This is a genomic window from Amycolatopsis sp. lyj-84, assembly GCF_046549075.1.
Taxonomy (GTDB): domain Bacteria; phylum Actinomycetota; class Actinomycetes; order Mycobacteriales; family Pseudonocardiaceae; genus Amycolatopsis.
In genome coordinates this window covers 1-25,855 of the sequence record NZ_JAJPWO010000023.1, presented here as the reverse complement: position 1 = coordinate 25,855, position 25,855 = coordinate 1, and the positions used below count along the sequence as shown (strand labels likewise).

The following is a 25,855-nucleotide window of genomic DNA, read 5'->3' as shown; positions in this document are numbered from 1 at the left end:
GACGAACACGGCACTCGGCTCCACGAAGCGATATCTCACAGTGGCGGGGATCTCCGTTGCAGAAAAAGGTAGACGCTGGGCTCTCGGACATGGCCGTCACGGCCCAATCCTGGAAAATACTGTTTAGCCGACTGTGCTGATCTTCTGCCGGACGCGGTCGGCGTCTTTGGTGCGGTGTTGCGACTGGAACAGCTCAAGGGCTTGTTTCCACGCCTCGCGTGCCGCCGTCGTGTCTCGATTCTGGATCGCATCCCCGAGGTAATCGAGCGCGGTGGCTTCAGATGCGGCGTCGCCGAGTTCCCGGTAAAGGCATAGGGAGTGCTGATAGGTGTTGACCGCGAGGTCGGTGTCACCGGTGTGGTGGGCGATGTAGCCGAGGCTGAGCAGTGTGGTTGCTTCGCCGCTGCGGTCCCGTCGGCTTCGGCATTGGTCCAGGGCGTGGGTGCAGTGCTGATGTGCGTGGTCGAGGTTGCCGGTTTTGGCGGTGTACCAGCCGATTTCGTTGAGGGCGTGAGCGCTGCTGACCGGGACACCGACGTCCTCATAGAGGCGGAAGGCGCGTTCGGAGTGCTCTAGGGCTTTCTGGTACTCGTTGCGTTGGTCCCAGGCGACTGCGAGTGCGCGATGGGTGTGGGCCTCACCCAGCTGGTCGCCGTGCTCTTGTGTCCAGGAGATGCCGTCTTGCAGGTGGTGGAGTGCGTCATCATGTTGGCCGAGCAGCGCGGCGGCGCGGCCGCAATGGCGGTAGGCGCGGGTGCGGAGACGAACATCGGGCAGGTGTTGGGACGCGGCCAGTCCTGCTTTCCATGCTGTCTGGTACTCCTGGAGGTGCCCCTGGCGGAGCTGGATGGTGGTCAGAGCCCAGGCGAGCTGCCATGCCGCCGAGTTCCAACCCCTCTTCGCCGCCAGTTGCAGGGTGGCCATGAGATTGGCCCGCTCGGTGGTGAGGTAGGTCCAGGCCTCGTCACGGTCAGCGAGTTGGCGGGGTACGCAGCCAGGAGTCAGTTCGTCGAGCTCGATGGGGGTGTGGTTGGGTGCGATGAGCAGGTCGGCGGCGTGTGCGGTGTGACAGGCGAAGGTCACCAGGCGGCGCAGGCCCTGGGTTTCGGCGGCGGGCTCGGTATGTCGTGCGGCGTAGAGCCGGACCAGGTCGTGCATCCGGTAGCGCTGAGGCGCGTGCTGCTGGATGAGCGACACGCGCTCGAGCGACCGCAAGATTGTGCGAGTCCGGGCTTCCGGTGTGCCGGTGAGGCTGGCGGCGGCGGGCACGCTGATGTCGGGCCCGGGCGCCGCGCCGAGCAGCGCGAACACCGTGGCCTGTTCTGGAGTGAGGGCACGGTAGGACCAGGACAGGACCGCTTCCAGGCTGCTGGTCGGGGTTCCCTCATCGAGTGCCTGCAGACGAGTGGCGGTGTCGCGCAGTTCCGCGGCCAGATCCGCTAGGGGAACGTGCGGGTCCAGGATCGCGCGGCCAGCGACGATGCTCAACGCCAGCGGCAATCCTGCACAGCTACGCATCAGCTCGGCCACCGCGGCAGGCTCTGCCGCCAGCCGGGTGTCGCCCAGCCGGCGGGCGAGCAGCGCATGCGACTGCTGCTCGTCGAGTGCCTCGACGGTGATCGGTCGTGCACTGTGCCGGGCGATGAGGCCGGCCATCTGGTCCCGGCTGGTCACCAGCACCGTGCAGCGGGAACCGCCGGGCAGTAGCGGGGTGATGTGGTCGCTGTCGCGGGCGTTGTCGAGCACGATGAGCATCTGTCGCGTTGCGACCAGGCTGCGGTACAACCCGACCTGTGCGGACGGCTCCGCGGGAATGGTGTCCGAGGCGACTCCGAGGGCGTCGAGAAACCCGCGGACCGCCTCGTGCGGTGGCATCGGGTCGTCGCTGGGGTCGAAGCCGCGCAGGTCAACGAACAGCTGCCCGTCTGGGAAACGGTCCTGGTGAAGGTGCGCCCAGTGCAGCGCTAACCAGGTCTTCCCGATCCCGCCAGCGCCAGAAAGCGCTGAGATCACCACGGTGGAACCCTTCCCCAGCTCGTGCTCAAGCACCGCAGTTAGCCGTTCCATCTCGGTTTCGCGGCCGGTGAACAGCGGCGATGCCGACGGCAGCTGCTGCGGCACCACCGGCGGGCGCCCCGCTTGCTTAAGGACGATCGTGCCGACATCCCTCGCCTGGATAGCGTTGCCCAGGACATCGCCGCGGATCAGGTTCTGTCCCTCTGAGGTCCCCACCATGCCCCTCAGTGTGCCCGATCGCAGCCCGCTGCTCCTCTGCAGCTCAGAGATACCAGCTGCTGAGCTTCGTAAATGGAGGGGACTGTTCGCGAAACGGCAACTCCTCTGGCAACGACGCCGCGGAACAAAGATGAGCCGTTCGCCGGACAGACCCCAGCCATCCTCTCAAGCATCCGGCGAGTGCTGTCTTAATTGGAAGCGCACGGCGTCCGCGTCCTCGGTCTTTCCTAAAGCGTCGAGAATGTTCGCTAATCGATCGTGGGTTTCGTACCGTGCGCTCGGAGCGAGATCCGGGACTAGCACGTCGAAAGCGGTGATGAGTGCATCCACTGGGGGTAGAATGTCGTTACCGGCCACGATCTTTACTGTACGATTTAGGTCTTCGACGACCGAACTCAACCTGGTGACGTCGTAGTCGTGGTGTCGCAACCACCAGAGCGCTGCCGACGCCGTGTTCTTGAAGACGGTGTTCTTCAGGTAGGTGAGTTCGGCCCGTTCGACCTCGTGCCCGGCGGCGGCGATTTCTCGTTGCCGGAGGTGTTGTGCATGTTGCTGCGCCAGTTCGAGTTGGTCCGGGTCCACGGTGACGACGACATCTTCTGCCCACACACGAACCGGGGGATCGTCGGACAGCGCTGTACCTGCCATCAGGTCCGCGGCTAGTCGGGTTCCGGCGACGTCTGCGTGGGTAGGCGAGTAGTTGCTCAGCAGATTGATGGCGTGGGTTACGACCTCCTGACAAGCCTTTTCTTGCCAGGCTGATGATGCGTTCCAGACCACCGTGCAGCGCACCTCGAAGTCGAAGCTGGGCAGCTCGCTGGGAACCGCGCCTGTGAACGGCGCGCGCCGGTCGGGCTCCTCCTGTGCGAACCCGACCGGTGTCGTGCGGCGGCGCCATCGCATGCTCAGGAGTCCTCGTTCCGGAGGGGTTGTGCCGTGAACGGATGCCCGGGCAGCAGTGCCTCTGCCAGCGCCTGATGCACGACAAGGCGCGGGTCGGTGCTGTCATGGTCGTCCCAGTAGCGGGGGACGAATCCGAGCCAGCGGTCGGCAGCCATGCGCACCGTCCCGATCCGCGCGACCGAGGCGTCGAACGCCGTCGCGGCTTCACCGAGCACGCCCAGCAGGAAAACCCGCTGGTCCGAGCCAGTCGCCAGGTCCAGCCAGGATCCGATCGCTTCATGAACGAGCGCGTGGTCTTCCACAGCCAGCAGGACCTGCCAAACCCGGACCAGCGCCTGCCGATGCACCCCGATGAACTCGCCGGCGTCCACGGAGAGCAGTTCGCGCAAGATCCGCACCGCGACAGCCCGCTGCCGTTCCTTGCCGCTACGCAGCCACTCGTCGAGTTTTGCTAGCACCTGCGGGAACGCGCCGTTGTCACGAACTAGAGCGAGCACGGCTGCCACGACCTTGTCGTTAACCTGCCGCTCGGTGTGCAGGGCGAGATTGCCCAGCCGGGTGAGCGCCTTGTCCGTGTGCTTGCCGCCAAACTCGGATTGGCACACTGTCAGCACGAGATCGACGAGCGCGGGGGCGAGGTCGGATTTTCGAGCCCACTCGTTGAGCTGGCGGTGCACAACTGGAGCGCTGCGATCGTCGAGCGCTCCGGCAGTAAGGAGGTCGGCAGCCATGCGGGCAGGCACAGTCTTGCCGGAGCCTGCCCACTTTTCAGCCACCTTCGTAATGAACTTGGTGGCGTCCTGGGACGCGCAGAGGTCGAGAAAACGGCTCACCATGCCGGCCCTGGCGTTATCGTCCAGCCGAGGCTGCTGCCCAAGCCCGAGTTCGGTCACCCACTTCACTAGCCTGTCGCGGAGTTCGGGGTAACCGCGCCAGACGTGCCGGAGGACCGAACGGTCATAGCCTAGGCGGTCGAACCGCGCCCGGTCATCGGCGAAGCTAACGCCCTTGAGCTCGGTCAGCCGGCCGGCGAAGCCGCGGCCCTCCAGCAGCTTCCCGGTGGGGGGCGTGTAGCCGGCGGTGGTGAGCAGTTCGCGTTCTGCCCAGTACTGGGTTTCGGTCGAGCAGCCACCGAGCAGGGCGACGGTGAGCATCAGGCTGCGGCGGTTCCAGTCCTCCTCCCTGTCGACGACGGTGATCAGCTCGGCCGTCCAGTTGCCGTAGGCGAGGACCGCCTTCTCGGCCACGGTGCCGATGGCGGCGCCCTCGCCCGCGAGGTGGTACTCCCGCGCGATGAGGTCGGCCAGCCAGGCCGCGTCGGCGGGGCGGGCAGACGTGAGCGCCTCGGTGATCTGGGGGTCAGACACGATCTCCCCAGGAACCGAAGTTTCCTGCAGGTGTGCGTGCAGCACGTCCCCGGCAGCCGGTGCGATGAGCTGCTTGATCCGGCCCTGGTAGAGCGACTGCAGTCCGGGCGGTGGTGGTTCGGGCAGGAGCACGACGAGATGTGCTTCCGCGGCCGCGACGGTACCTAGGAAGCTCTTGAGCTGGCTTTCGGCGTTGTCGAGCACGTCGTTGTCGGTTTTGGTCAGGTCGAGCAGGATGTGGGCGCTCTGTGCGACGCGGCGCAAGTCGAGCTGGGTCTCTTCGTCGAACTCGATGACGTTGATCGTTGGTGTTTCGGCGCTAGATACGGTTTTGAGCGCCAAGACGCCGGCCGTCCACCGTCCGCTGTGCGGGCGGCCGTAGAGGAAGACGATTTTGTTGTCACGCAACGAGTTCACGATTCCGGTAAAATCGTGCGGCTCGGCGAATCGGTCCTCGAGCCAGCGCAGGTGGCCAGGGTCGATCTCGTCTCGGACGATCAGGTCCCGGTATCCGCTGCCGGTGCCGAAGACCTGGATCATGTCTCCCTTCTGCACGCCGATGGAAACATCGCCGGTGACGTCGCCGCGCACGGTCAGGTTGCCGTCGCCGGTGACCGAGGTGCTATCGGTGGGGGCGGTGAAGCTATCCGTGGTCATCAGTCTTTCTTCCTGTTCTTGCGGACGTTCTGTCGGATACCGCCGCTCACGCTGCCGCCGGTGACGATGTTCCCGTCGCCGGTGGTGTGTTGGTGCGAGTGCCGGGATTTGTCGGTCCAGCGATTCTGGTCCCGCATTTGGATCGCGTTCCCGTGTACGGTGCCGTTGATTGTGTTGGTCACTGCGCTTTCAGCTTCGGGAGCTTCGTCCGTTAAAGCCGAATCTTCGAGAACGAGCTCGTCCCGCGTGCCGATGCCGCGGGCCAGCAAATCACCTGAGGGTTTCGGCACGTGCAGGTAGGCGTCGCCCACGTAGTTCTTCACTGACACCGGGACGCGAACGAACTCAGCCGGTGCCTTCGTCGTGTACCCGGAGAGCACCACGTCCTCGTAAACGCGCGCCGAGAGCACCGCGGCGACGAACGTGACCTCAGGTTCGGAACTGGCGAGCAGCTTGCGGACTGGCTCGCAGTCCAGGAGCCGGTGTGTCTCGATCATTGCCGCACCTGAGCCGTCCCCGAGCCGGGCGTTCCCGGAATCGATCAGCGGGCCCACCGCGACGCTCACCCGCAGGCGGGTCGGCTCGCCGGATTGGCCGAGGCGCATACGGTGGTGGTAGGCCAGTTCTTCTTGGAGAGCGTCGAGGAACGACCCGACGAGGATCGGCAGGGTCTCCGGACGGAAACCGACCACGAACCCGTCACCACGACCGGCCGGAAACCGACGGTCCGCCCAGACTGCGGCGTGGCCCGCTCGCTCGAAGGCGCGTTCAAGGATGGTCGGGATCAACTCGGTGAGCGCGTAGTGATCGGCGGGAGTGACCCCACTGAAGTTCTTGACATCCACCGACAGCACCGCGTGATACGGCGGCAGTTCATCGGTGGTGGAGTGCGTGGTTTTAGTCATGGGAAGCACTGTGGCCTGCTAGACCGCGGGGTGATGTCCACCAGAAGACGATCAGAAGTGACCTATGTCACTTCTAATCTGGGGTATGCGTGGAGACGGAGCTTGTCGAACCGTTCGATGGTCAGGTTGCGCTCGGCGCTCAGGACGCCTTCCTGGCGCAGCTGAGCGACCAAGCCGGCTACGAGGCTGCGGGACAGCCCCAGCGCGTGCCCGAGCCGGGTCTGCGACAGCGGGATCAGGCGAGGGTCATGTCCCGGCTCGGCCAAGTCGGCTAACTGCACCATCAACCGCGCGATCCGCCGCAACGGGGGCAGGCTCAGCATGTCCACCGAGTCCTGACTCGCCCGTTGCAGCTTGGCCGCCACGTACCGGCCGACCTCCCGATGGACACCGTCGGCGACGAGCACGCGCTCGAAAGTGCCTGAGGGCACTGCAAACGCCGCGCAGCGTTCCAACGCGTAAACGTCCGCCGTGCGCACCCCGCCGACTTCAAACGCCACCTCGCCGATCACGTCACCGGCGCCGCGCAGGGCGATGAGGCGGTAGTCGCCGTCCTCGGTGTGACACCCCACTTCGACCCGCCCGGACGTCAGCAGTAGAACCGAGGTCGCCGGGGCGCCACGTACGAAGATGGGCTCGCCCTTACTGAAGGCGCGTCGGAAGCCGAGCTTGCACAACGTCGACCAGGTTCGTTCAGGGACGAGCGCGCGAAACCCCCGGAGTGCATGATCATCTGGCACGACCGATCACGATAGCGGGTCGGAGGCCGAGTGTCGGGCGAATCACCCGTTCAGCCGGACCCTGTTGTCTCACATGAATCCGCACGCAGTGGACGAATTTCCGCCGTATCCGTCCAAGGCATCAACTGACCATCTCGGCGCTCGGGCTGTTCCTGGTTACCGGCTTGTCTGTATCAGTGAACGCCACGCACGTGAAAAGTTCGGCGGATGGCTACTGCGACTTTGGGAGCCACGTGACGAAGAGTGACCTTGGTGTCGTATCAAGTCCTACCCGAGTATGACTCAAGTGTCTTGACTGCGTGCGAGGCAGAAAGTCGGCAGCAGCTCCCGCGTGTTCGTCAGTGCGTGACGAGGCCGTCTTCTGAGTGCACGACGAACTCGGTGAACTTCTCCAGTGCCTCCTCGGTGGAGGCTGGGCTGTAGGTCGAATGGTCCGTTCTCGTGGACGCACTCGTCGACGGCGAGGCGCGACCCCCTCGGGGGGCGGAATGATCGCGATCGTCCGTCTGGTTGGCCGGTAGTACCGGAGGCACGAACTTGAGTTCCTTCACGCCGCAGCTGACTCGTGTCCCGGGGGGAGAGCAGGAGATCCCACTGGTTGCGGACCCCCGTTGCACATCACCACGGTTCGTCTCTCGCTAATGTCACCGTTCAACGGCACATATCACCCATACGGTGTAATGACGCGGATGTGAGGCCTTCACTGGTCAGGAGGGAGCGCTTCGCCTCTGGCGGCCTTGACCAGCACAGCGTGGGGGTAGTTCGCCCGGTCTGCATCGGCCGGTAGGTCGGCGACCCGGCCGCCGCGCAGGCTCCGGTCGAATTGATGAGTTGCCGGTGTCCTTGATCGGCTTCTCAAAGTGGCTCACGATGCCTTTGGGCCAGCCCTGACTGCGCGGGGACGATACTAATTGATCTAACTCTTTGAAGATTGTGCTGCTGGTTCTACAGCGGGATGCGGCGGAGCGGGCGACATCAGGCGAACCCTGCTCGCGCTGGGAAGACTGGGAAGCGGGCCACCTACATGTACCGCGCCTACGGCCAACCTTGCGTCCGCGGGGCAGGCTGCGCTGCGATCGCTGAACCTGCCTGACCGGGACCGCCCCGCTCGTGCGGGGACATGGTCGAGCGCGCAGAGCTAGTCGGACTAGCCCCGACTGCGCGGGGACAACCGGAGGATCTCGACTAGCTCGGCCCTGGTCGCCCTAGTCGGCGGACCAATCCCGCCTACGTGGGGACGACACTAGCGACCTGGTTTTGAAGATCGTAGTGGCGAGTTCCGTTCCGTTCAGTCGTCGTAGTGTCGTGTGGTGGCGATGAGGCTCGATCTAGCTTTCGGGTGTCGATTCGACGAGTTCTCGCTCTGGCGTGCGGACATGGGACTGTGATGTCGTCATGCGGGGCCTGGGCGGCGTTTCCGGTGGATGGTCTGGCTCGCGTTCTGCAGAGGTCGTGTCCGGGAGTGTGCCTTATTTGCGTCATTCAGAAGGATGCGGCGGCCGTAGTTGTGGGTTCCGGCGATGCGGTCCAGTTTGCGCCGGATGGTGTCCCGTCTTGTGAACGTTCGCGTAGGTAATGGGCCCACGTCAGTCGTTCGGCGGCTATTTTCGTGAGCCGGACCGAACCCGTGGCGTCACGGTCGGAGGTCGACACCGCACCAGGCGTCACGGGACTCTGCGAGATGAGGGTCTCTTCGCCACGCGAATTTCCTACCTTATGTTCTGGTCAGAACGGACAAAGGTGACGGGTTCTTTCCTGAAAACCCTCGTCCGTTCGGTGTCGATGCCGGTGAGTCGACTACAGTGTGGTCGAATGCCGTCACGCATACGAGTGCCGCACGTAGTGAGGAAACCCGCTGTCGACGACGATCCTTTGTGGCGTGTGGGCAAACTGTTTTCCCGAAAACCGTATTAGTTGTCGCTGAGTGCACACGATTTCGTAGCCGTAGATGGTGCGTCTGCCCTGCTCGCCTCAGCGAATCCTGCCGCCGATCGGTCGATGGACCGGTTGGATCCGGTGTGGGTAACAACATCTGTCGGCGTGACCTGGCGGCAACGCATTCACTCTTCCCGAACCGAAGCCGGCGTGAGGTTTGGTGAATAGATCACCTAATTCGTGTCTGCGTTGCTTGGCCGTGATGTTATTGCTTTGAGGGTTGACAACTCATTGAGGGTTATGGTGGTCTCTTTGGGGGCAGAGTGACCGTACTGGTGGGGATCGGTGATCATTCTGCTTGTGCAATAAATGGGGATGCAGTGGGGGATAATGATATGCAGAGAAATGCGTCTTCTGGCGCGCTCATAGCCTTTCGTCCGAGATCGACAGAGAACCTGGCGCTGGTTTGCGTGCCCTGGGCAGGGGCCGGGGCGGCCCCGTTCCGGCCCTGGGCGCGGGTCTTCGGGGCTGCCGCGACCGTCTACGGGGTGCGGCTGCCAGGCAGGGAGAGTCGCATTGACGAGCCGTGTCTCGGTGACGTCGATTCGCTGGTGAAGAGCATCGTTTCCGAGGTCGAAGCATTGGGTGACCGGCAGATTGTCCTTTTCGGACACTGCTCCGGCGCACTGCTGGCCTACGAGGCTGCGCGCTCACTGGGGTCGCGTGTGGCGCACCTGGTCGTCGCTTCGCAGCTGCCTCCGGCCGAGGCGGCCCGCACCGCGGCGGACGAGTTAGGGTCCGGAGAGTCGCTGGCCGAACGCTATCTTGGCGAGGATGTCACCGCCGATCCCGAGATGCGCGCCTTGGCGCTGGAAGTGTTGGAAGCCGATATTCGCGCCGTTTCCGGATATCATTTCGTGCCCGGCGAACTGAGTATTCCGATCACCGTGTTCCACGGGATGGACGATCCCGAAATACGATCCGCCGACCTTGGCCAGTGGGCTTCCGAAAGCCTGGTTCTGTCCGAAGTTCGCGAAGTGGCCGATGCCGACCATATGTTCAGCGGTGCCTCGTGGATGAAGCTCGCCGAGTTGATCGCCGCTGAGCTGGGCCTCGTAACAGTCTGACCTGCCTCAGGTCGCACTGCATTGTCCCGATCACCTGTCAGCGGGCCGTCGCGCCCAGAAATGCCCTCCTTCGCTCTGTGTCATCACCGAAAGGTCTTCCATCATGCAAAGAATAAAGTCTCGTTGGCGTCCCGTCGGACGCACACAAGTCCTGGCTCGGCGCGATCTCATCACCGAGAGCGAATACCTGGCCATCCGGCCGTGCGGGCCGACCATCGGCGCCGAGATATCGGGGTTGTCGCTGGCCGCGCCGATTCCGGCGGCCGCGCGGGCCGATTTGCGGCGGGCCTTCTTGGACTGGAAGGTGCTTTTCTTCAGAGACCAGCATCTGTCCAGTGGCGACCACGTCGAGCTGGCCAGGGTTTTCGGTGAGCCGCTGTTCCTGCCGATGCCGGACAAGGGCGACTTCCCCGAGGTGACCCGTGTCGCGGCGGGGCCGGGTGAGCCCGGCGCGGAGAATGTCTGGCACAGCGACGGTTCGGGCGACGAGAGGCCCTCGCTCGGTTCGATCCTGCGCGCTCTGCATGTCCCGCTGGCCGGTGGTGACACCCTCTGGGCGGATATGGCCGCGGCCTACGAGGGTCTGCCCGACGACGTCAAGAAGCGCATCACCAATCTCCGTGCCGTGCACGACCCGCTGACCATTTACGAGGGCTACGACGAGGTCGCACGGGAGCGCGACGGGCGAGGGATATTCCCCGTCAGCGAGCATCCGGTGGTGCGGGTGCACCCGGAGACCGGGGAGAAGATCCTTTACGTGAACCGCTTCTACACCACGCGCATTCTCGGCGTGGCGGAGGTGGAGAGCGACGAACTGCTGGCGTACCTGTGCGACCAGGCGCACTATCCCGAATACCAGGTGCGCTTCCACTGGACAGACGGCGCCGTCGCGTTGTGGGACAACCGGTCTACTCAGCACTACGCGGTCTCCGACTACTACCCGCAGACCCGAGTGCTCGAGCGCGTGAGCATCGCGGGCGACCGTCCCCAGGGCCCGCGGCGGTCGCTGCGCAGCGCCGTGCGAAGGGAAGCCGACGTTGCGAACCGTTGACCTGGCGACCGTTCCGTCGGCTGACGAGCGCCACCGCGTCGTGGCCGCGCTGTTCGCCGACGTCCTCGGGCTGGACGCCGACGAGCTGGGGCTCGAAGACGACTTCTTCGACGAGGGCGGGAACTCGCTGCTGGCCGTCCGTCTGGTGAACGCGGTCCGGACGCGGTTCGGTGTGGAGCTTCCGCTCAAGACGCTGTTCCAGGTGCCGACGATCGCCGGATTGGCGGCGTCCCTCGGCTCGGCGCCGAGCACCCGCCCGGCGCTCGTCCCGCTGGACAGATCCGCGCTGGTCCCGGCCTCGTTCGCCCAGCACCGGCTCTGGGCCGTCGACCAGTTCGAGGCGACGGGGGGCGTGTTCAACGTGCCGATCGCCATGCGGATCAACGGCGTGCTCGATGCCGGTGCGCTCGCCACCGCGCTCGGCGATGTCGTGTTCCGCCACGAGAGCCTGCGTACGGTCTTCGTCGACGTGGACGGCGTTCCCTGGCAACAGATTCTGGAGCCCGCCGCCGTGCGGTTGCCGCTGCGCCGAGAGGCGGTCGCGGATGTGCCAGCCGAGCTGGCCGCCGCCGCACAGCACGTCTTCGACCTCGCCGTGGAACCGCCGATCGCGGCGTGGTTGTTCGAGACGGGACACGACGAGCACGTCCTGCTCGTCGTGATCCACCACATTGCGGTCGATCACGGCTCGGTACGGCCGTTGTTCCAGGACCTTTCCCGGGCCTACACGGCGCGTGCGGAGGGACGGGAGCCGGTGTTCGCTCCGTTGCCCGTGCAGTACGCGGACTACGCGGGCTGGCAGCGCGAGCTGCTCGGCGCCGAGGCCGACCCGCACGGCCTCGGCAACAGCCAGATCCGCTACTGGAGATCCGCGCTCGCCGGCGCGCCGGACGAGCTCGTGCTGCCGTTCGCCCGGGCCCGCCCGGTGACGCCGTCCTATCGTGGCGACTGCGTTGCGGTCACGGTGGACGCCGAGCTGCACGCGGCGCTGGCAGCACTGGCCCAGTCGACCGGAACCAGCCTCTTCATGGTCGTCCACACCGGACTCGTTGTGCTGCTCCACAGGCTTGGGGCGGGTTCCGACATCGTCGTCGGCGCCCCGGTGGCCGGACGCACCGACGCGGCCTTGGACGACGTCGTCGGCTTCTTCGTCAACACGCTCGTATTGCGGGTCGACTGCGCCGGGCAACCCGACCTGCGCACCGTGCTCGACCGGGTCCGGGAAGTCGATCTGGAGGCGCTCGGGCATCAGGACGTCCCGTTCGACCGGCTCGTCGAAGCGCTCAACCCACCGCGCTCGCTCGCCCGGCACCCGCTGTTCCAGGTGATGTTGACGCTCTTGGACGACGAGGGCGATCTGCTACGGGTACCTGGTCTGTCCTGCGCCGAGGAGCACGTCGACCTGGCCTTCTCGCGGTACGACCTATGGCTGGGCTTGGAGTCGGGGTCGCCCGGCGGTGACCACACCGGCCTCGCCGGGGAGCTGCGCTACAGCACGGACTTGTTCGACGCGGCGACGATGCGGGATTTGGCCGACCGATTCGTCGCTGTCCTGCGCGAGCTCGCCACCGACCCGTCCAGCCCCGTCCTCCCCGCCGCGCGATCCACGACGCCGGCCGGCGTCCGGCGAAGGACGCTCGCACGTCCGGCGGCAGCAGGAAAAGCGAAGGGAAGCAAATCATGATCGTCAATGTCTTCAGCATCGGATCCGTTCCACCCGATGCCATCGCCGAGGCCGCGGAGCCCTATGGCGGCTGCGTGTTCGTCGTCGAGCCGGATGACGCCGACGCACTCGCATCCATGCCGATACTGCGGGAGTTCGGTGAGGTGGTCGTCGCCGACAGCCTCGGTACGTGCGTCCGCGCGCTCGACGGCCGGGTCCCGGACGGGGTCCTCACGTTCGCCGACAGGAGCCTCCGGTTCTCTTCCGAGCTCGCCCGGCATTACGGGTTGCCTGGTTTGTCGGAGAAGGCGGCGAATTGGTGCTCCGACAAGATCGCGCAACGTGAGCGGCTCAACGCGTGCGGAGTCGGCGACGTGCCGACGGCACCGCTACGGGGCGGCGTCTTCCCCGACGGCGTTCCGATGCCGGCCGTCATCAAGCCGCGCGAAGGCGCGGGCAGCGAGGACACCGCCTTCGTCCACTCCGCCGAAGAGTTCCGAGATCTGATGCCGCTGTTGTCCCCCGACCGGGCCTACGTCGCCGAGCGCTACATCGAGGGCGTCGACACACCGTTCGGGCCGCTGCAGACGGATTCGGTCTCCGTCGAAAGCGCCGTCGACGCCCACGGTGCGATCCGGCACATCGGCGTGACGCTACGGCTGCCGCTCGCCCCGCCTGCCCGCGACACCGGCCTCGTCTTCCCGGTGCATCGAGACAGCGCCCTCACCGGGACCCTGCTTGAGCTCGCCGCCGCGGCGATCGCGGCGGTGGACTTCACCGCGGGCATCACGCATATCGAGTTCAAGCTCGGTCCCGGCGGGCCGGTCATCATCGAGGTCAACGGGCGGCTCGGCGGCGGCCTCTGCCGGCTCATGCCCCGGGCCGGGACCGTCGAGCCGGTGGGGCTGGCCATGGCGCTGGCGGCCGGGGAGCCTCTGCCGGATGCGTTCGCAGAGCCACGCGGACACGCCATGCACTACTACGCGCAGCCGCCCTACGGCGCTGTGGCGGTGGTGGCGCTGCCGTCGCCACGGACCGTGCGCGGCGTACCCGGCGTCTTCGGCGTCGACACACGCATCCGGGTCGGCGCGCCGGTCCACTGGCGGCAGGGCTCAGCCGGTCGCGTCTACGACATCTGGATCGAGGCCGACACGTTGGCCGAACTCGATCAGCGGCGGGTGGCCATCGAGGAACTGCTGGAGCGGACGACCGAGTGGGAGTACGAGCGATGACCGACCTCTCGTTGTCCGCACTGTTCGAGCGGCAGGCCCGGCTGGCTCCGGACGCGTGCGCGATCGAGCACGGCGGGCATGTGCTGACCTATGCCGAGCTCCTCCGGCAAAGCACGGCGCTCGCCGCGGAGCTGCGTGCTGCCGGCGTCGGGCCGGAGCACGTCGTCGTCCTGGACCTGCCGGTCGGGACGCGGCTGGTGGCGGCGATGCTCGCCGCCGGGCGGCTCGGCGCGGCGTTCCTGCCGCTCGACCAGCGCGACCCGCGCGGCAGGCGAGACCGTCTCCTGACCGACGCCAGGCCCGCGGCGGTTGTGAAGCGAGACGGTCTCGTCGTCCCGGAGGCCCCGCCGCAACCACTGCTGGACCGGGTGCCGCGCGTCGCTTCCCCGCCCGCGTACCTCAACTACACCTCGGGCTCGACCGGCGAGCCCAAGGGTGTGGTCAACGAGCAGCACGCGATCGTCAACTACATCGAGGCCGCGATCGCCGAGTACCGGTTCACCCCGGCCGATCGGCAGTTGCAGTTCTCGTCCATCGCGTTCGACATCGCGATCGAGGAGGTGTTCACCGCGCTCGGCTCGGGCGCGACACTCGTACTGCGGGACGAAGACTTCCGCTACGAGGACGTTGAGGACTTCCTGCGGCTGGTCGACAAGTGGGGACTGACCGTGGTCAACCTCCCGACCGGCGTCTGGAATCAGCTGGGCCGCGCGCTCCGGCAGGTCCCGCGCATGCGACTGCCGACGGCGGTGCGGCTGATGGTCATCGGTGGAGAGGCCGCAGGCCCGGACGCGGCCGCTGCCTGGCACGCGGCGGCCGTCCACCCGGAGTTCCGGATCGTCAACACCTATGGGCCGACCGAGGCTGCGGTCGCGGTGAGCTTCGCCGAGCTGACCGCGGACGGCCCCGTCACCATCGGCCGCCCCATCCGCGGTGTCGGGCTCGCCGCTGTCGACGCCGACCTGCGCACGGTGCCCGACGGGGAGCTTGGCGAGTTGCTGATCTGCGGCATCGCGCCGGCGCGCGGTTACCTGGACCTGCCGGACGAGACCTCGGCGCGGTTCGGTACCACGGCCGACGGCCGCTGGTTTCGTACCGGCGACCTGGGGCGGGTCCGGGCCGACGGGCTGATCGAGTTCCACGGCCGGGCGGACGAGCAGGTGAAGGTCCGCGGCGGATTCCGGGTGGAGCCGGGTGAGGTCGCCAACGCGCTGCTGACGTATCCGGGCCTCGTCGAGGCCGCAGTGCTCCCGGTGGATCTCGGCGTCGGCCGGACGCTGGCGGCGTTCGTGGTCGCGGTCGACACCACGGCCCCGCCGCGCGCAGCCGAACTGCGCGATCACCTCGCGGCCCGGCTGCCCGACTACATGATCCCCGCGTCGTTCACACCGGTCTCCGCGATCCCGCTGACCGATCGCGGCAAAGTCGACGCCGGGGTGCTGCGGGCCCTGCAGAGCGCGGTGCGGTCGCGCCCGGAGTCATCCGGAAGCGTCGCGGACACGGTCCGGGAGAGCTGGGCGGCGGCGCTGGGCGCCGAACCTGAGGACGACGACGCGGACTTCTTCGACGACGGCGGGGACTCGGTCGCGGCCGTTGAGTTCCTCGGGCAGCTGCGGGCCCGCCTCAGTCAGGCGCCGCCACTGCGCGAGCTCTACCGCGCGCCGCGCTTCGGCGACATCGTCCGACAGCTGACCCAGGACCCGGCCGACGTGTCCGTCCATCGCCTGGCGGCGTCCTGCCCCCAGCCAACGAATAAGAGGGTTGCCCCATGACATCGGTCCTGTCACGGCTGAGGCGCTGGCCGTTCACTCCAGGCCAGGCGAAGTTCCGCAAGCTGTGGGCTGCGGAGTCCGTCTCGCAGATGGGCGCACAGGTCAGCATGGTCGCCTTCCCGCTGGCGGCCATCCTGATCCTGAACGCCGGCACGGTGGAGGTGGGTTTGCTCGCCGCGGCCGAGCGGGCGCCCTACCTGCTCTTCGGCTTGCTGGCCGGGGTCTTCGTAGAGCGCTGGAACCACCGAGTCGTGATGATCGCGGCGGACTGGATCCGCGCGGTGGCGATCGTGATGATCCCGATTCTCGCGTGGACCGGCCAGCTGTCGATCGCCCTGATGTGCGTCGTGGTGTTCGTGGTCGGGGTGGCCACCGTGTTCTTCGACATCGCCTATCAGAGCATCCTCACCTCGGTCGTCGACCAGCGCGACCTGATCAACGCCAACCGGCTCCTTGAGAGCAGCGCCGTGGTATCCCAGGTCGCGGGCCCCGGTATCGCCGCGCTGATGCTGCGGGTCCTATCGGCCCCTTACGCCATCGCCGTCAACGCCGTGACGTTCGCCTTCTCGGCGCTCTTCCTGCACTCGATCGGCAGGGTCAGGACTGTGCCGGAGGAGTCGACGGAACCCGCGTCCATCCGCCGGGAGTTGCTCAGCGGACTGGTGTTCATCCGGAAGACCCCGTTCCTGCGCTGGATCGCCCTGATCGCCGGGACCTGGAACCTGTTGCTCCAGGCGCTGCTGGCGGTGTTCTTCGTGTTCATGTCACACGAGCTGCACCTGAGCGCGTCGACCATCGCCACGATCGTGTTCGTGGGAGCCATCGGCGGCGTATTCGGCATTGTCGTGATGGGACGGATCAACACGTGGCTCGGCGTCGGCCCCACCGTGTGCATCGCCACCGGCGTAAGCGCGGTCGGTGGCATCCTGCTCGCCTTCGCCGGCGGCGCACCGGCGGCGGTCGTCGTCGGCGCGGCCTTCTTCCTCCAGAACGCTAGCAACCCGCTGTTCGACGTCAACGTCATCACCATCCGGCAGACCGTCACGCCGCAGCATCTGATGAGCCGGACGACGGCGGCCATCCGCACGATCATCTGGGGCGCGCTGCCGCTGGGCGCGCTGGTCGGCGGTTTCCTCGGCGCGGCCATCGGCACCCGACTCGCGATCGTCGTGATCGGTGTGGCGCTGCTGGTGCCGGCCGTCCTGACGTTCGTCTCACCGATCCGCAAGATCCGGGCGATCTCGGACGTCGAGCCCGAGCCTCCGTCCACGGATTCGTCCACCGAACCGGTTCCGGGTGCCACTGAGCGCCCACTCAACAACGCATGACCATCAAGGGGGAGACAGTGAACATGAACGCGCGACAACGTCCAGCACTCCGGGACATCCGCCGCCGCACCGTCGCCGTGGCGGACGGCCTGGCGGTCACCGTCACACCGCCGACCGCGGAACGCCTTCCGGCGACAGTCGCGGCCGAAGTGCCCGGCGTCGACCTGGCCGCCTGGCTGGCGGCGAACCGCGAGCCGCTGCGGGAACTACTGCACAGCCACGGCGCGGTGCTGTTCCGAGGCTTCGGCATCTCCGGGGCCGAGAACCTGGAGCGGCTCGTCCTCGCCGTGTCGCCCGAGGCGATGAACTACGTGTACGGGTCGACGCCCCGCACCCGCGAGATGCGTCAGGTTTACACCTCGACCGAGTACCCGGCGAGCGAGTCGATCCCGATGCACAACGAGCTGGCCTACGCGACGACTTGGCCGATGCGGCTGTGGTTCCTCAGCGAAAAGGCGGCCCAGACCGGCGGTGCGACGCCGCTGGCCGACAGCCGCCGGGTGTACGAGCGGATCCCGCGGGACGTCCGGGACCGCTTCGCCACGCACGGCGTGATGTACGTGCGCAACTACGGCAGCGGTATGGACCTGACATGGCAGCAGGCCTTCGAGACCAACGATCCGGCCGTGGTGGAGCAGTTCTGCACGGACTCGGGGATCGAATTCACCTGGCTGCCGGATCAGCGGCTACGGACGCAGCAGGTCGCGCAGGCAGTCGTGCGGCACCCGGTCACCGGTGAGTGGGCCTGGTTCAACCAGGCGCACCTCTTCCACCCGGTCAGTCTGCCGTCGGACGTGCGCGGATCGCTGCTGGAGGCGCTGGACCCGATCGATCTGCCGCGCAACGCGCTGTACGGGGACGGGACACCGATCGAGGACGAAGTGATCGCCACGATCAACGCGGCGTTCGACGCCGAGTACCGCGCGGAGGCATGGAGCGACGGAGATGCGCTGCTGATCGACAACGTGCTGACCGCGCACGGCCGACAGCCTTACACCGGTCCGCGGAAAGTGCTCGTGGCGATGGCAGAGCCCGCCTCGTCGATGCCGGGCGGTGAGCGATGAGCGCCGGCACCGTGGACGCGTTCGCGATCTCGCCACAGCAGGAATTGGTGTGGCGGAAGGCGCAGCCGCGGGGCGGGCGGGCAGTCCCGGTGACTGTGGTGGTCGAGCTGCGCGGTCCGCTGGACTTGGATCGGTTGTACGGCGCGGCCCGTCAGGTCATCGAGCAGCACGAGGTCCTGCGGACCGAGCTGCGGATCCTGGACGGCTACGTGGCACCGGCCCAGGTGATCCGACCGCATCCGGATCAGGTGCCCGGCACCGAGGCGGACGCCGCTGCGGCCAGTGCTGTCGAGGACTGGGAACCCGAGGCGGTGCTCGAGTCGATACCTGTGTCGCTGGCGGTGCGGCGCGTCGGCCCGAAGCAACACGTGCTGCGACTGCGGGCCTCGGCGGCCGTTCTGGACCGTGCGGGCGCGGTGGCGCTGATCGACGAGCTTGCCCGGGCCTACACCGGCACGGGCGACGGCGAGGATCCGTTGCAGTACGCGGACCTCGCCGAGTGGCTGCGGGAGCGGGCCGGGGACGGCCGCTTCGAGCGCCCGCGCTACCTGCGCGAGGTCGATGACGACACCACCGCGCTGAGACTGCCCTTCGAACTGCCGGAGTGCCGCGATGACAAGGGTACGACCGCCGTCGCGATCGAGTTGGCGGACGTCCTCCCGCCCGAGGGCACAGACTGGCTCGCCGCCGCCGGGTGCGATCTCCGCGACCTGCTGCTCGCCGCGTGGCAAGTCGTGCTGTGCCGCTACACCGGCGCGGACCGGCTGCTCACCGGGCTGGTGGACGGCGGGCGATCCGCGCCGGAGCTGGCCGGCGCGCTAGGCCCGCTGGCGAGGCTTTTGCCGCTCCAGATCGCCGTCGCCGCCGACACGCCGTTCCGCGACCTGGTGAAGCGGTGCCACGCGGCCTTCGAGCACGCCGCAGCCGAGGCGGAGCTGTTCGACATCGCTTGGTGGTCGACCCGGGACCCCCTGGACGTGATCGCCTTCGACCACGTCGACCTGGGCGCTCCCCGGTCGGCAGGCGACCTGCAGTTCGTACCGGTCGCCGTCCACGGCGTGCACCCTGGCGCCGGTCTCGCGCTGCTTGCCGACCAGGTCGGGACCACCGCCGTTCGGGTCGCGCTCGGCTACGACCCCACCCGGTTCACCGAGGCTGACCTGACCGGGCTCGGGACGGTGCTGCGTACCGTGCTGGCTCACGCGGTCGAGGACCCCGGCACGCACGTCGGCGCGATGCGCGTCTGGCCGAACGACGCGGACCAGACCGTCGCGGAGACGCCAGCCGGTGGCGCGATACGCCTCGTGCCCGTTCGTTTCGCCGAGCACTGCGTGCGGGACGCGGACTCCATCGCGGTCGAGGACGCCACCACCAGCCTCAGCTACGGGCACCTGAACCGGTTCGCCGACAGCCTGGCCGCCCGTCTCACGGCCGCCGGGGCCGGTCCGGGCTCGGTCGTCCCGGTTCTGCTCGAGCGGGGCGCGCTCACCATCGGCGCAATGCTGGGCATCTGGCGAGCCGGCGCGGCGTTCACCGTTCTGGACGACACCACGCCACCAGGCCGGATTGCCGCGACGCTCGCCGATACCGGGACCGGTGTCGTGGTCACCAGCGCCGCGCTGGCGGGGCGGCTCGCGGAGTCTCCCGTACCCTGCCTCCTGATCGAAGATCTGCAAGACGAGGAAGCCACCGCGGCGGCCCGGGTGGATCTCGATCCGGGCGCCGTCGCCTACGTCGTCTACACCTCCGGCAGTACCGGCCGGCCCAAAGGCGTCGCGGTCAGCCACGGCGCACTGGCCACCTATGTCGACGAAGTCGGGCCGCGGTTGCCCGGCGCGGCGGGAACGTCGTTCGCCATCATCACGACCGTCGCCGCCGACCTGGGGTATACGGCCGTTTTCTCAGCTCTGGCCTCGGGCGGGCGCCTGTCTGTCGTGCCGCGGTCGGCGGCCACCGATCCGGAAGAGCTGTCGGCCTGGATGAGCGACAGGGAGATCGACTGCCTGAAGATCGTCCCCTCGCATCTCGCCGCGCTGCTCAACGCCGCCGACGATCCGGCCCGGGTGCTGCCGCGCCGATTGCTGGTCGTCGGTGGTGAAGCATGTCCGATCGACCTGGTCGAGCGGGTCGCGGAGATCGCGCCAGACTGTCTGATCGTCAACCACTATGGCCCGACCGAGACCACCGTCGGCGTCTGCACCTTCCCGGTCAGCGCGTCGCGCCTCGACCCGCGCGCCGGGACCGTGCCGATCGGCACCCCGCTGCCGGGCACTCGCGCCGCGGTCTGGGACGACACGGGCAGGCCGGTGCCGTCTTGGATGCCGGGGGAGCTGTACCTCTCGGGTGCTCAGCTGGCCGATGGCTATCTGAACCAGCCGGAGCGGACCGCGGAGCGCTTTCTCAGCGCGCCCGCGGCGCCGGGTGGTACGCCCGTGCGCTGGTACCGCACCGGCGACGTGGTTCGAGCCCTTCCCGGCGGCGAGCTGGAGTACTTAGGCCGTACCGATGACCAGCTGAAGATCAATGGTTTCCGGGTGGAACCGCAAGAGATCGAGGGGGTGCTGCGCGGACACCCGGGCGTGCGTGAGTGCCACGTCACGGTCGCGGGCCCGGATCGGGTGCTGACCGCCTTCGTGGCGCTGGAGGCGAACGGGCCCACGGTCGACGAGCTGAGTGGACACCTGCGCACCGTGCTGCCCGAGCACATGCTCCCGAAGGCGTTCGCTGTCGTCGCCGCGCTGCCGCGCACCGCCAACGGCAAGGTCGACCGGGCCCAGCTGGCGGCCACGGACAGCACGGCTGGCCACGCGGCGGCCGCGGTACCCCCGCGCGATTCGCTGGAGCTGCGAATCCTCGAGATCTGGCAGGCGATGCTGGGCTCGGATCGATCCGGCGTCACTGACGACTTCTTCGCCATGGGCGGGCACTCGCTGCTGGCGCTTCAATTGCTCGCGACCTTGTCTCGCAAGCTCGGCGCCCGCCTGCCGATCTCGGTCCTCTTCGAGAACGGCACCGTCGAGGGGCTCGCCCGGACGATCCGTGCCCAGGCCGAGTGGCAGTCGACAGTGCTCGTTCCGATGCGCCCCGACGGCACCCGGCAGCCGGTCTACTGCGTTCACGCAGGTGGCGGGAGTGTCATGGGCTATCTCGACCTGGTGCGTGCGATGCCGGCCGAGATCCCGGTCTACGGCTTGGAAGCGGTCGGGCTGGACGGCATGCGGGAGCCGGTGCCGCACGTCCACGAAATGGTCGAGCAGTACGCCGCCGAGATCGGCCGCCGGACCGCGGCCGACGCGGTGCCGAACACGATCGTCGGCTGGGGCCTCGGAGCGGTCTTCGCCTATGCCCTGGCGGAACGGCTGCGCGGCCTCGGTCACAGGATCGGGACGCTGGTTGTCATCGACGGCGCCGCGCCGGACACGGGGGCGCTCAGGGCGGTGGTCGAGGGCACCTCCGACGACGATTACTACGCGGGCATGACCGACCGACAGATCGTCGAGCGGTTCGCGGCTCACTACGGGCTGCCGTTGACCTCCGCGGACCTCGCGGGCTACTCCTTCGCGGAGCAGCAGGTGCTGCTGACCGCCGCGATGCGGGACCGTGACGTGCTTACCGCGGACGCGGGCGCCGAGCATTTCGAGACGCTGTTCGCGCTCTACCGGTCGAACATCGCCGCGTGCCAGGAGTACGTGCTCGGCTTCCGGCCGGAGTTCGGCGACTACGACGTGCTGCTGGTCCGCACGGAGGAGGAATCGGCGATCGTCGGGCCGGATGGTGCGCTTGGCTGGCGGAACCTGTTCGGCGACCGGGTCACGCAGGTCTGGCTTCCCGGTGACCACTACTCGGTGATGAAACCGCCGATCGTCGGCCAGCTGATTCCGTTCATCGACAAGGCACTCAACGGCGCCACGTAGCGGCTTGACTGAGGCTCCTGCCGGACCGCGGCCGTCCCCGCCCGGTCCGGCAGGAGCCTCACACGCACCCAGTCATTCCGGAGATCGGCCGTCCGGCGGCAGTATCCGGTGCGATGCGGTAAGAGGCGTGGGGAGGCGGCCCATCAGGCCGACCGTCCTCCGATCTATCTGTACGCGGTGGCCGGTTCTGAAGTCGTCGGTTGAAGCATTGGTGGCGTTTCCACCGGAAGATCTTTCGGTGGCTCTGGCATTGTGTGAAGGAGGATTCCTTTCTTTCTCCATTTTCGGAGGACGCGGCGTCCGTAGTTGTGGGTTCCGGCAATCCGGTCGAGGTCAGCGCCGGTGGGTGTTCGGCCGTCCGCTTGTTCGGCGAGGTAGTAGACCCGCATGCGTTCTTCGGCGGTGTGCTCGGCGGGTTGCTTTTGCTTGCTCACCGAGGTGCTTTCGATGACGGCGGTGTCATTGGAGAAGGTTGCTCCGCCCCTGTCGTCGCTCTGCTCCTCAGACAGAGCTCCTGTCTCTGTCCTATGTCGTCCGAGTGCTCGGTTGAGTAGTTCGACGGCGAGGAGCAAGGCGAGTGGTGGGCAGGCGGCGACGGTGATGCCGAAGATGCTCTGGTCTGCTGTGGAGCCGATGTTGGCGCAGAGTGAGATTGAGATGCCGAAGGCGAACGCGAGCCACGCGGCCCAGCGACCTCCTGCCCGTTCTGGCTCGACAGGTTTCCAGAGTTCGACGGTAGCGATCATGAGAAGGCCATCGACGATGAGCGGCCAGATGGCCGCGGTGGTGTGGTCGGCGCCGAACTGGAGTGCGAAGGCTCGTCCGTGTCGATAGGAGGCGTAGGCGGCACCGAGTGCGACCAGGGCTGTGCAGCCGCACTGAACGGCCAGCGCAGGATCGCGCCACGGACCGGACGAGGTTGCCCCGCTTGGGTTACTCACGGGAGGTCACCGGGCCTTGCGACGGTGTCGCTCGATCACGGTCGTTGCAGAGATCCGCAGCTCACGACACGATTCTGGTCCGTGGGGTTGCTGTTGAAACCGCGCCGGGGGCACCAACAGGACCAGCAGAAACCGGCCCCTCACCAGGCAAAATCAGGTGGGGGGCCGGTCTCATGTTGTCCGGCTGTATCCGGCTATATCCGGTGCTCCACGGGTGTCCACCCCCAATACGCCCCCAAATCTGCGCGGCGTCCGGCACGTCACGGGCTCATTCGCCCTCGTTCGTCTCCTCCGTCCAATTCAGAGCCTGCTCGATCAGCTGGTGTGCGGCGGAAACCAGCCCAGCAAGCACTGCGGCGTAGATCTGGTGCAGCACCGCGACCGAGTGACCCGCCCATTCCGCGCACTGCGTGGACGGCACCCCGGCGGCAAGCCACGTGGACACGCAGGCGTGCCGGAGGTCGTATGGACGCCCTGCCAGCGGCGATGCGTACTCCTCGTCCGTCAGTGCCGCTTTACGCGCGTTGTCCCACACTCGTGCAACCGTTGATTCGGCGAGATCGCCGCCGGTGAGGTTCCGGAACAGGCGGCCGTCCGCCGCAACTCCGTGCAGGGCCAGGTGTTCGTGGAGTATCGCCGTGAGCGGAGGGGGCGACGGCACCGAACGGACTTCGCCCTTTCCGCGCTGCTTGAGCTGCCGACGGTCACGTCGTTCGCCGGAGTCGGTCCATGCCGAACCAGCGGTCGGCGCGGTTTCGGACAGCAGAAGCTCGCCCCAGCCGTTCTCCGGCAATTGAAGGTCCGGTTTGCGCATGGGTTGATCTGCGTCGCGTCTTCCCAATCGAGGCTCCACGAGGATCACTCCCAGACGGGCTTGACCTCACCGGGACCGTGCCCGGGACACTGAGCACGTGGGCCACCACGGTCACCGGGCACTGGGTCGGATGGGTCACCTACCCTCTCGGTACCCCCGGCGAGGGTGGCACGTGGCACCGTCAATGGGTCCTGTCGGACGCACTGAAACCTCGTTCCGCAGTTTAGTACCCCGGAGACGAGTGTCGCTGCTGCAACCCCTGGAGGAAGCTAGAAGATGAGACCCGCCCTCATTGCTTGGATATTCCCTTCCCAGGAATCTTCCCCCCACCAGACTGCTCCGAAATCGTACATTTCTATCAGCCGATAAACCGTTGGTGCAAGTCTAACTGGAAACACAATTACTTCATTTGGATGACTTGCCCGCAAGCGCTCCTCGTCACCTATAAGCCTCGCCAGCCTCGGATGCATCAAGGTCTCGTCCAGTGCATACCTCCGGTTAAGGTAGTAGACGTGAAAAGTCTGATTTCCTCGCTCGGCGGCCGAGTCCCATTCGACACCAATGCCCACGCCGCTCCTAACAGAGAAACCAAGGGAAATCAGGTGCTCTTCGTATTGAGCCTTATTCCTGCGGGATTCGGCTCGATGTATCCCGCTGTCAAGCTCGTCCGCACGCCTCCTGTTTATCGTGTCGAGTATTGCGCGATCAAGAGTACTTCTGTCAATTTCTCGACCATCCTGATCAATGAAAATATTCTCCGCATAAATCTTGGGCCGCTCGTCGACTTGCGCCGCTTCCTTAACCGACGAAGGACGCACGTTGACCTCCAAGGCTTGCGTTGCATGATGCAGGAGCGACTGTGTACGCATCATAAATAAGCGAACCTTGGCGAATTCGCTCATCTCGCGAATGAGTTCAAGGCGCGGGCCTCGCGTTTGCCCACCTGGTCGTCGATACCAATCGTCACTTCTGGAATCGTCGGTGACAATTAGAACGTCTACCTGCCGACGACGAGCTTCTTGCAGCGTTTGAAGCCAGTACAGGTAGTCTCCGCACGGATCGTCCTTACCCGCATCCTTAAAGCCTGGCGGCACTTTTTCGGCGATCCGACGCCTTGCTTCGCTGCGCGCTTCCTTCTCTTCGTCAGGCTTGAGCTGGGTACCTACCTTGCCTTTGAATAGATCCTTTAGGCTGACTAGAATTTGATCCTGATTTGTATCCCAATGGCCGTTTCGTCCCTCGAAATCACCATGAGCATGGATTGCGTCGAATGCCGCTTTGAAACCATTCCTTATAGTTTCGACTATCTCTTGACGCTTGCCTTTATCCAAAGATATACGGTTGGCCCATGTTGAAATTACGGTAGAAACTTGCGAAGAAAGCTCTTCCAGTGAGGCGCTCGTCTCGCCGGTAACTTTCTTGAGGTCATCAAGCGCATTCTCGCGATTCTTCCAGAATTCGAAAGCGGTCTGATGTGGAACCCAAAGGCGTTCGCCAAGTTTGCCGAGAACCGTTATTAAATCTTCGCGAGTTACGGACGCATATCGATACAAATTGAGCAAGACGTTGGCATCGGGTACGACCAGACCGGATGTCAAAACGCTTTGATAGTCACCATCCGTCGGAGTGAGGTAGCCTTCGAACATATCGGTAAGGCTCGCGGATTCGTGTACGACATCCTCGGAGTCGGCCATTGCTTTCCCTTTGCGCGGTTGAGTTCGATGGTCCGGCATTCTCGCAGCGGGCTATACTCATAGTCTTCCTGGCCAGCCGTTCCAAGCAGGGTGACCATCTGCTATAGCGACGTGCCGACGGTGGCAAAGCCGCGGCAAATCTCCTCGCGGAGGTCGTTCCGGTTCTCGCGCAGAGCATTGAGAGTCCCCGTGTGGACTCGCAGCTCCGCGCGGACTTCGGCGACGTCCCGATCGGCGCCGGCCGAGAGCATGCGCGCCGCGGTCGCGGCGGCCGAGCGTTCGGTCAGGTCGACCACCTGGTGTTCGAGACGGGCGACGCGTAGTGCCAGCTCCTCTTCGGGCATGGTGCGATCGTATCCTTCCGCTCGCGCGAGTCGGCGGCCCGCAGAGACAGGACGTGGCGACCCAATGGTGACTTGCGTGGTGGCAGGCAAGAGATGCTGACAGGTGGGGGGGTGTCCCTATGGAAATTGTCAAGCGGCTGATGTCGTGGGGTGTTGGTAGTGGGTGTGGTTGCGGAGCATGGCGTAGAGGACGTCGCAGCGTCGTCGTGCGAGGCAGATGAGGGCTGCG

At 66.4% G+C, this 25,855-nt stretch carries 16 protein-coding genes and 1 pseudogene; 8 read left to right on the top strand and 9 right to left on the bottom strand.

The genetic code is table 11. The annotated features are described in order from the left end of the window. Window positions 1-123: 123 nt before the first annotated feature. The 5 genes from ACLJRM_RS41775 to ACLJRM_RS41755 form a co-directional block, all read right to left on the bottom strand. The gene (locus ACLJRM_RS41775) at window positions 124-2,235 is read right to left on the bottom strand and encodes an ATP-binding protein (RefSeq protein WP_410666189.1); all 2,112 of its coding nucleotides are present in this window, start codon (window positions 2,233-2,235) and stop codon (window positions 124-126) included. 165 nt (window positions 2,236-2,400) lie between these two features. After that, on the bottom strand, window positions 2,401-3,138 hold the full coding sequence (locus tag ACLJRM_RS41770; RefSeq protein ID WP_410666188.1) for a hypothetical protein: 738 nt from the start codon (window positions 3,136-3,138) through the stop codon (window positions 2,401-2,403). A 2-nt stretch (window positions 3,139-3,140) separates the two neighbouring features. Then, a complete protein-coding gene (locus ACLJRM_RS41765; protein WP_410666187.1) occupies window positions 3,141-5,162 on the bottom strand; it encodes a hypothetical protein in 2,022 nt (673 codons plus the stop codon). Then, on the bottom strand, window positions 5,162-6,067 hold the full coding sequence (locus tag ACLJRM_RS41760; protein WP_410666186.1) for a hypothetical protein: 906 nt from the start codon (window positions 6,065-6,067) through the stop codon (window positions 5,162-5,164). The genes ACLJRM_RS41765 and ACLJRM_RS41760 overlap by 1 nt, the downstream gene beginning before the upstream one ends. A 62-nt stretch (window positions 6,068-6,129) precedes the next feature. Further along, window positions 6,130-6,807 carry a Crp/Fnr family transcriptional regulator gene (locus ACLJRM_RS41755; protein WP_410666185.1) on the bottom strand — a complete coding sequence of 226 codons (678 nt, stop codon included), beginning with the start codon at window positions 6,805-6,807 and terminating at the stop codon, window positions 6,130-6,132. Window positions 6,808-9,077: 2,270 nt separating this feature from the next. On the opposite strand from ACLJRM_RS41755, the gene ACLJRM_RS41750 reads away from it, so the two are divergent. From ACLJRM_RS41750 to ACLJRM_RS41715, 8 genes are all read left to right on the top strand, one after another. Further along, on the top strand, window positions 9,078-9,809 hold the full coding sequence (locus ACLJRM_RS41750) for a thioesterase II family protein (RefSeq protein WP_410666235.1): 732 nt from the start codon (window positions 9,078-9,080) through the stop codon (window positions 9,807-9,809). A gap of 103 nt (window positions 9,810-9,912) precedes the next feature. Further along, window positions 9,913-10,860, top strand: a complete 948-nt coding sequence (locus ACLJRM_RS41745; RefSeq protein ID WP_410666184.1) for a TauD/TfdA dioxygenase family protein — start codon at window positions 9,913-9,915, stop codon at window positions 10,858-10,860. Beyond that, window positions 10,847-12,544, top strand: coding sequence for a condensation domain-containing protein (locus ACLJRM_RS41740; protein WP_410666183.1), 1,698 nt, complete (start codon window positions 10,847-10,849; stop codon window positions 12,542-12,544). The genes ACLJRM_RS41745 and ACLJRM_RS41740 overlap by 14 nt, the downstream gene beginning before the upstream one ends. Next, a complete protein-coding gene (locus ACLJRM_RS41735; protein ID WP_410666182.1) occupies window positions 12,541-13,755 on the top strand; it encodes an ATP-grasp domain-containing protein in 1,215 nt (404 codons plus the stop codon). Before ACLJRM_RS41740 ends, ACLJRM_RS41735 begins: the two co-directional genes overlap by 4 nt. Continuing rightward, a complete protein-coding gene (locus tag ACLJRM_RS41730) occupies window positions 13,752-15,527 on the top strand; it encodes an amino acid adenylation domain-containing protein (protein WP_410666181.1) in 1,776 nt (591 codons plus the stop codon). Before ACLJRM_RS41735 ends, ACLJRM_RS41730 begins: the two co-directional genes overlap by 4 nt. Continuing rightward, window positions 15,524-16,855, top strand: coding sequence for an MFS transporter (locus ACLJRM_RS41725; protein WP_410666180.1), 1,332 nt, complete (start codon window positions 15,524-15,526; stop codon window positions 16,853-16,855). The genes ACLJRM_RS41730 and ACLJRM_RS41725 overlap by 4 nt, the downstream gene beginning before the upstream one ends. 23 nt (window positions 16,856-16,878) lie before the next feature. Further along, window positions 16,879-17,919, top strand: coding sequence for a TauD/TfdA family dioxygenase (locus tag ACLJRM_RS41720; protein ID WP_410666179.1), 1,041 nt, complete (start codon window positions 16,879-16,881; stop codon window positions 17,917-17,919). After that, window positions 17,916-21,833, top strand: coding sequence for a non-ribosomal peptide synthetase (locus tag ACLJRM_RS41715; RefSeq protein ID WP_410666178.1), 3,918 nt, complete (start codon window positions 17,916-17,918; stop codon window positions 21,831-21,833). Before ACLJRM_RS41720 ends, ACLJRM_RS41715 begins: the two co-directional genes overlap by 4 nt. Window positions 21,834-21,997: 164 nt before the next feature. Here the strand turns inward: ACLJRM_RS41715 and ACLJRM_RS41710 are convergent, their stop codons facing one another. The 4 genes and pseudogenes from ACLJRM_RS41710 to ACLJRM_RS41695 all read right to left on the bottom strand — a co-directional run bounded on the left by ACLJRM_RS41710 (window position 21,998) and on the right by ACLJRM_RS41695 (window position 25,626). After that, window positions 21,998-22,774, bottom strand: a complete 777-nt coding sequence (locus ACLJRM_RS41710) for a DUF2637 domain-containing protein (protein ID WP_410666177.1) — start codon at window positions 22,772-22,774, stop codon at window positions 21,998-22,000. Window positions 22,775-23,042: 268 nt separating this feature from the next. After that, window positions 23,043-23,588, bottom strand: a pseudogene (locus ACLJRM_RS41705) (integrase); the annotation flags it as partial. Between the two features lie 269 nt (window positions 23,589-23,857). Further along, window positions 23,858-25,282, bottom strand: a complete 1,425-nt coding sequence (locus ACLJRM_RS41700; RefSeq protein WP_410666176.1) for a PIN-like domain-containing protein — start codon at window positions 25,280-25,282, stop codon at window positions 23,858-23,860. A gap of 101 nt (window positions 25,283-25,383) precedes the next feature. Further along, window positions 25,384-25,626 carry a hypothetical protein gene (locus ACLJRM_RS41695; RefSeq protein ID WP_410666175.1) on the bottom strand — a complete coding sequence of 81 codons (243 nt, stop codon included), beginning with the start codon at window positions 25,624-25,626 and terminating at the stop codon, window positions 25,384-25,386. Window positions 25,627-25,855 lie beyond the last annotated feature (229 nt).

Bases quoted from the DNA above. Each gene is read 5' to 3' on its own strand.
- ACLJRM_RS41775 (WP_410666189.1), bottom strand. From the start codon at position 2,235: ATGGTGGGGACCTCAGAGGGACAGAACCTGATCCGCGGCGATGTCCTG.
- ACLJRM_RS41770 (WP_410666188.1), bottom strand. From the start codon at position 3,138: ATGCGATGGCGCCGCCGCACGACACCGGTCGGGTTCGCACAGGAGGAG.
- ACLJRM_RS41765 (WP_410666187.1), bottom strand. From the start codon at position 5,162: ATGACCACGGATAGCTTCACCGCCCCCACCGATAGCACCTCGGTCACC.
- ACLJRM_RS41760 (WP_410666186.1), bottom strand. From the start codon at position 6,067: ATGACTAAAACCACGCACTCCACCACCGATGAACTGCCGCCGTATCAC.
- ACLJRM_RS41750 (WP_410666235.1), top strand. From the start codon at position 9,078: ATGCAGAGAAATGCGTCTTCTGGCGCGCTCATAGCCTTTCGTCCGAGA.
- ACLJRM_RS41745 (WP_410666184.1), top strand. From the start codon at position 9,913: ATGCAAAGAATAAAGTCTCGTTGGCGTCCCGTCGGACGCACACAAGTC.
- ACLJRM_RS41735 (WP_410666182.1), top strand. From the start codon at position 12,541: ATGATCGTCAATGTCTTCAGCATCGGATCCGTTCCACCCGATGCCATC.
- ACLJRM_RS41730 (WP_410666181.1), top strand. From the start codon at position 13,752: ATGACCGACCTCTCGTTGTCCGCACTGTTCGAGCGGCAGGCCCGGCTG.
- ACLJRM_RS41725 (WP_410666180.1), top strand. From the start codon at position 15,524: ATGACATCGGTCCTGTCACGGCTGAGGCGCTGGCCGTTCACTCCAGGC.
- ACLJRM_RS41720 (WP_410666179.1), top strand. From the start codon at position 16,879: ATGAACGCGCGACAACGTCCAGCACTCCGGGACATCCGCCGCCGCACC.
- ACLJRM_RS41715 (WP_410666178.1), top strand. From the start codon at position 17,916: ATGAGCGCCGGCACCGTGGACGCGTTCGCGATCTCGCCACAGCAGGAA.
- ACLJRM_RS41700 (WP_410666176.1), bottom strand. From the start codon at position 25,282: ATGGCCGACTCCGAGGATGTCGTACACGAATCCGCGAGCCTTACCGAT.
- ACLJRM_RS41695 (WP_410666175.1), bottom strand. From the start codon at position 25,626: ATGCCCGAAGAGGAGCTGGCACTACGCGTCGCCCGTCTCGAACACCAG.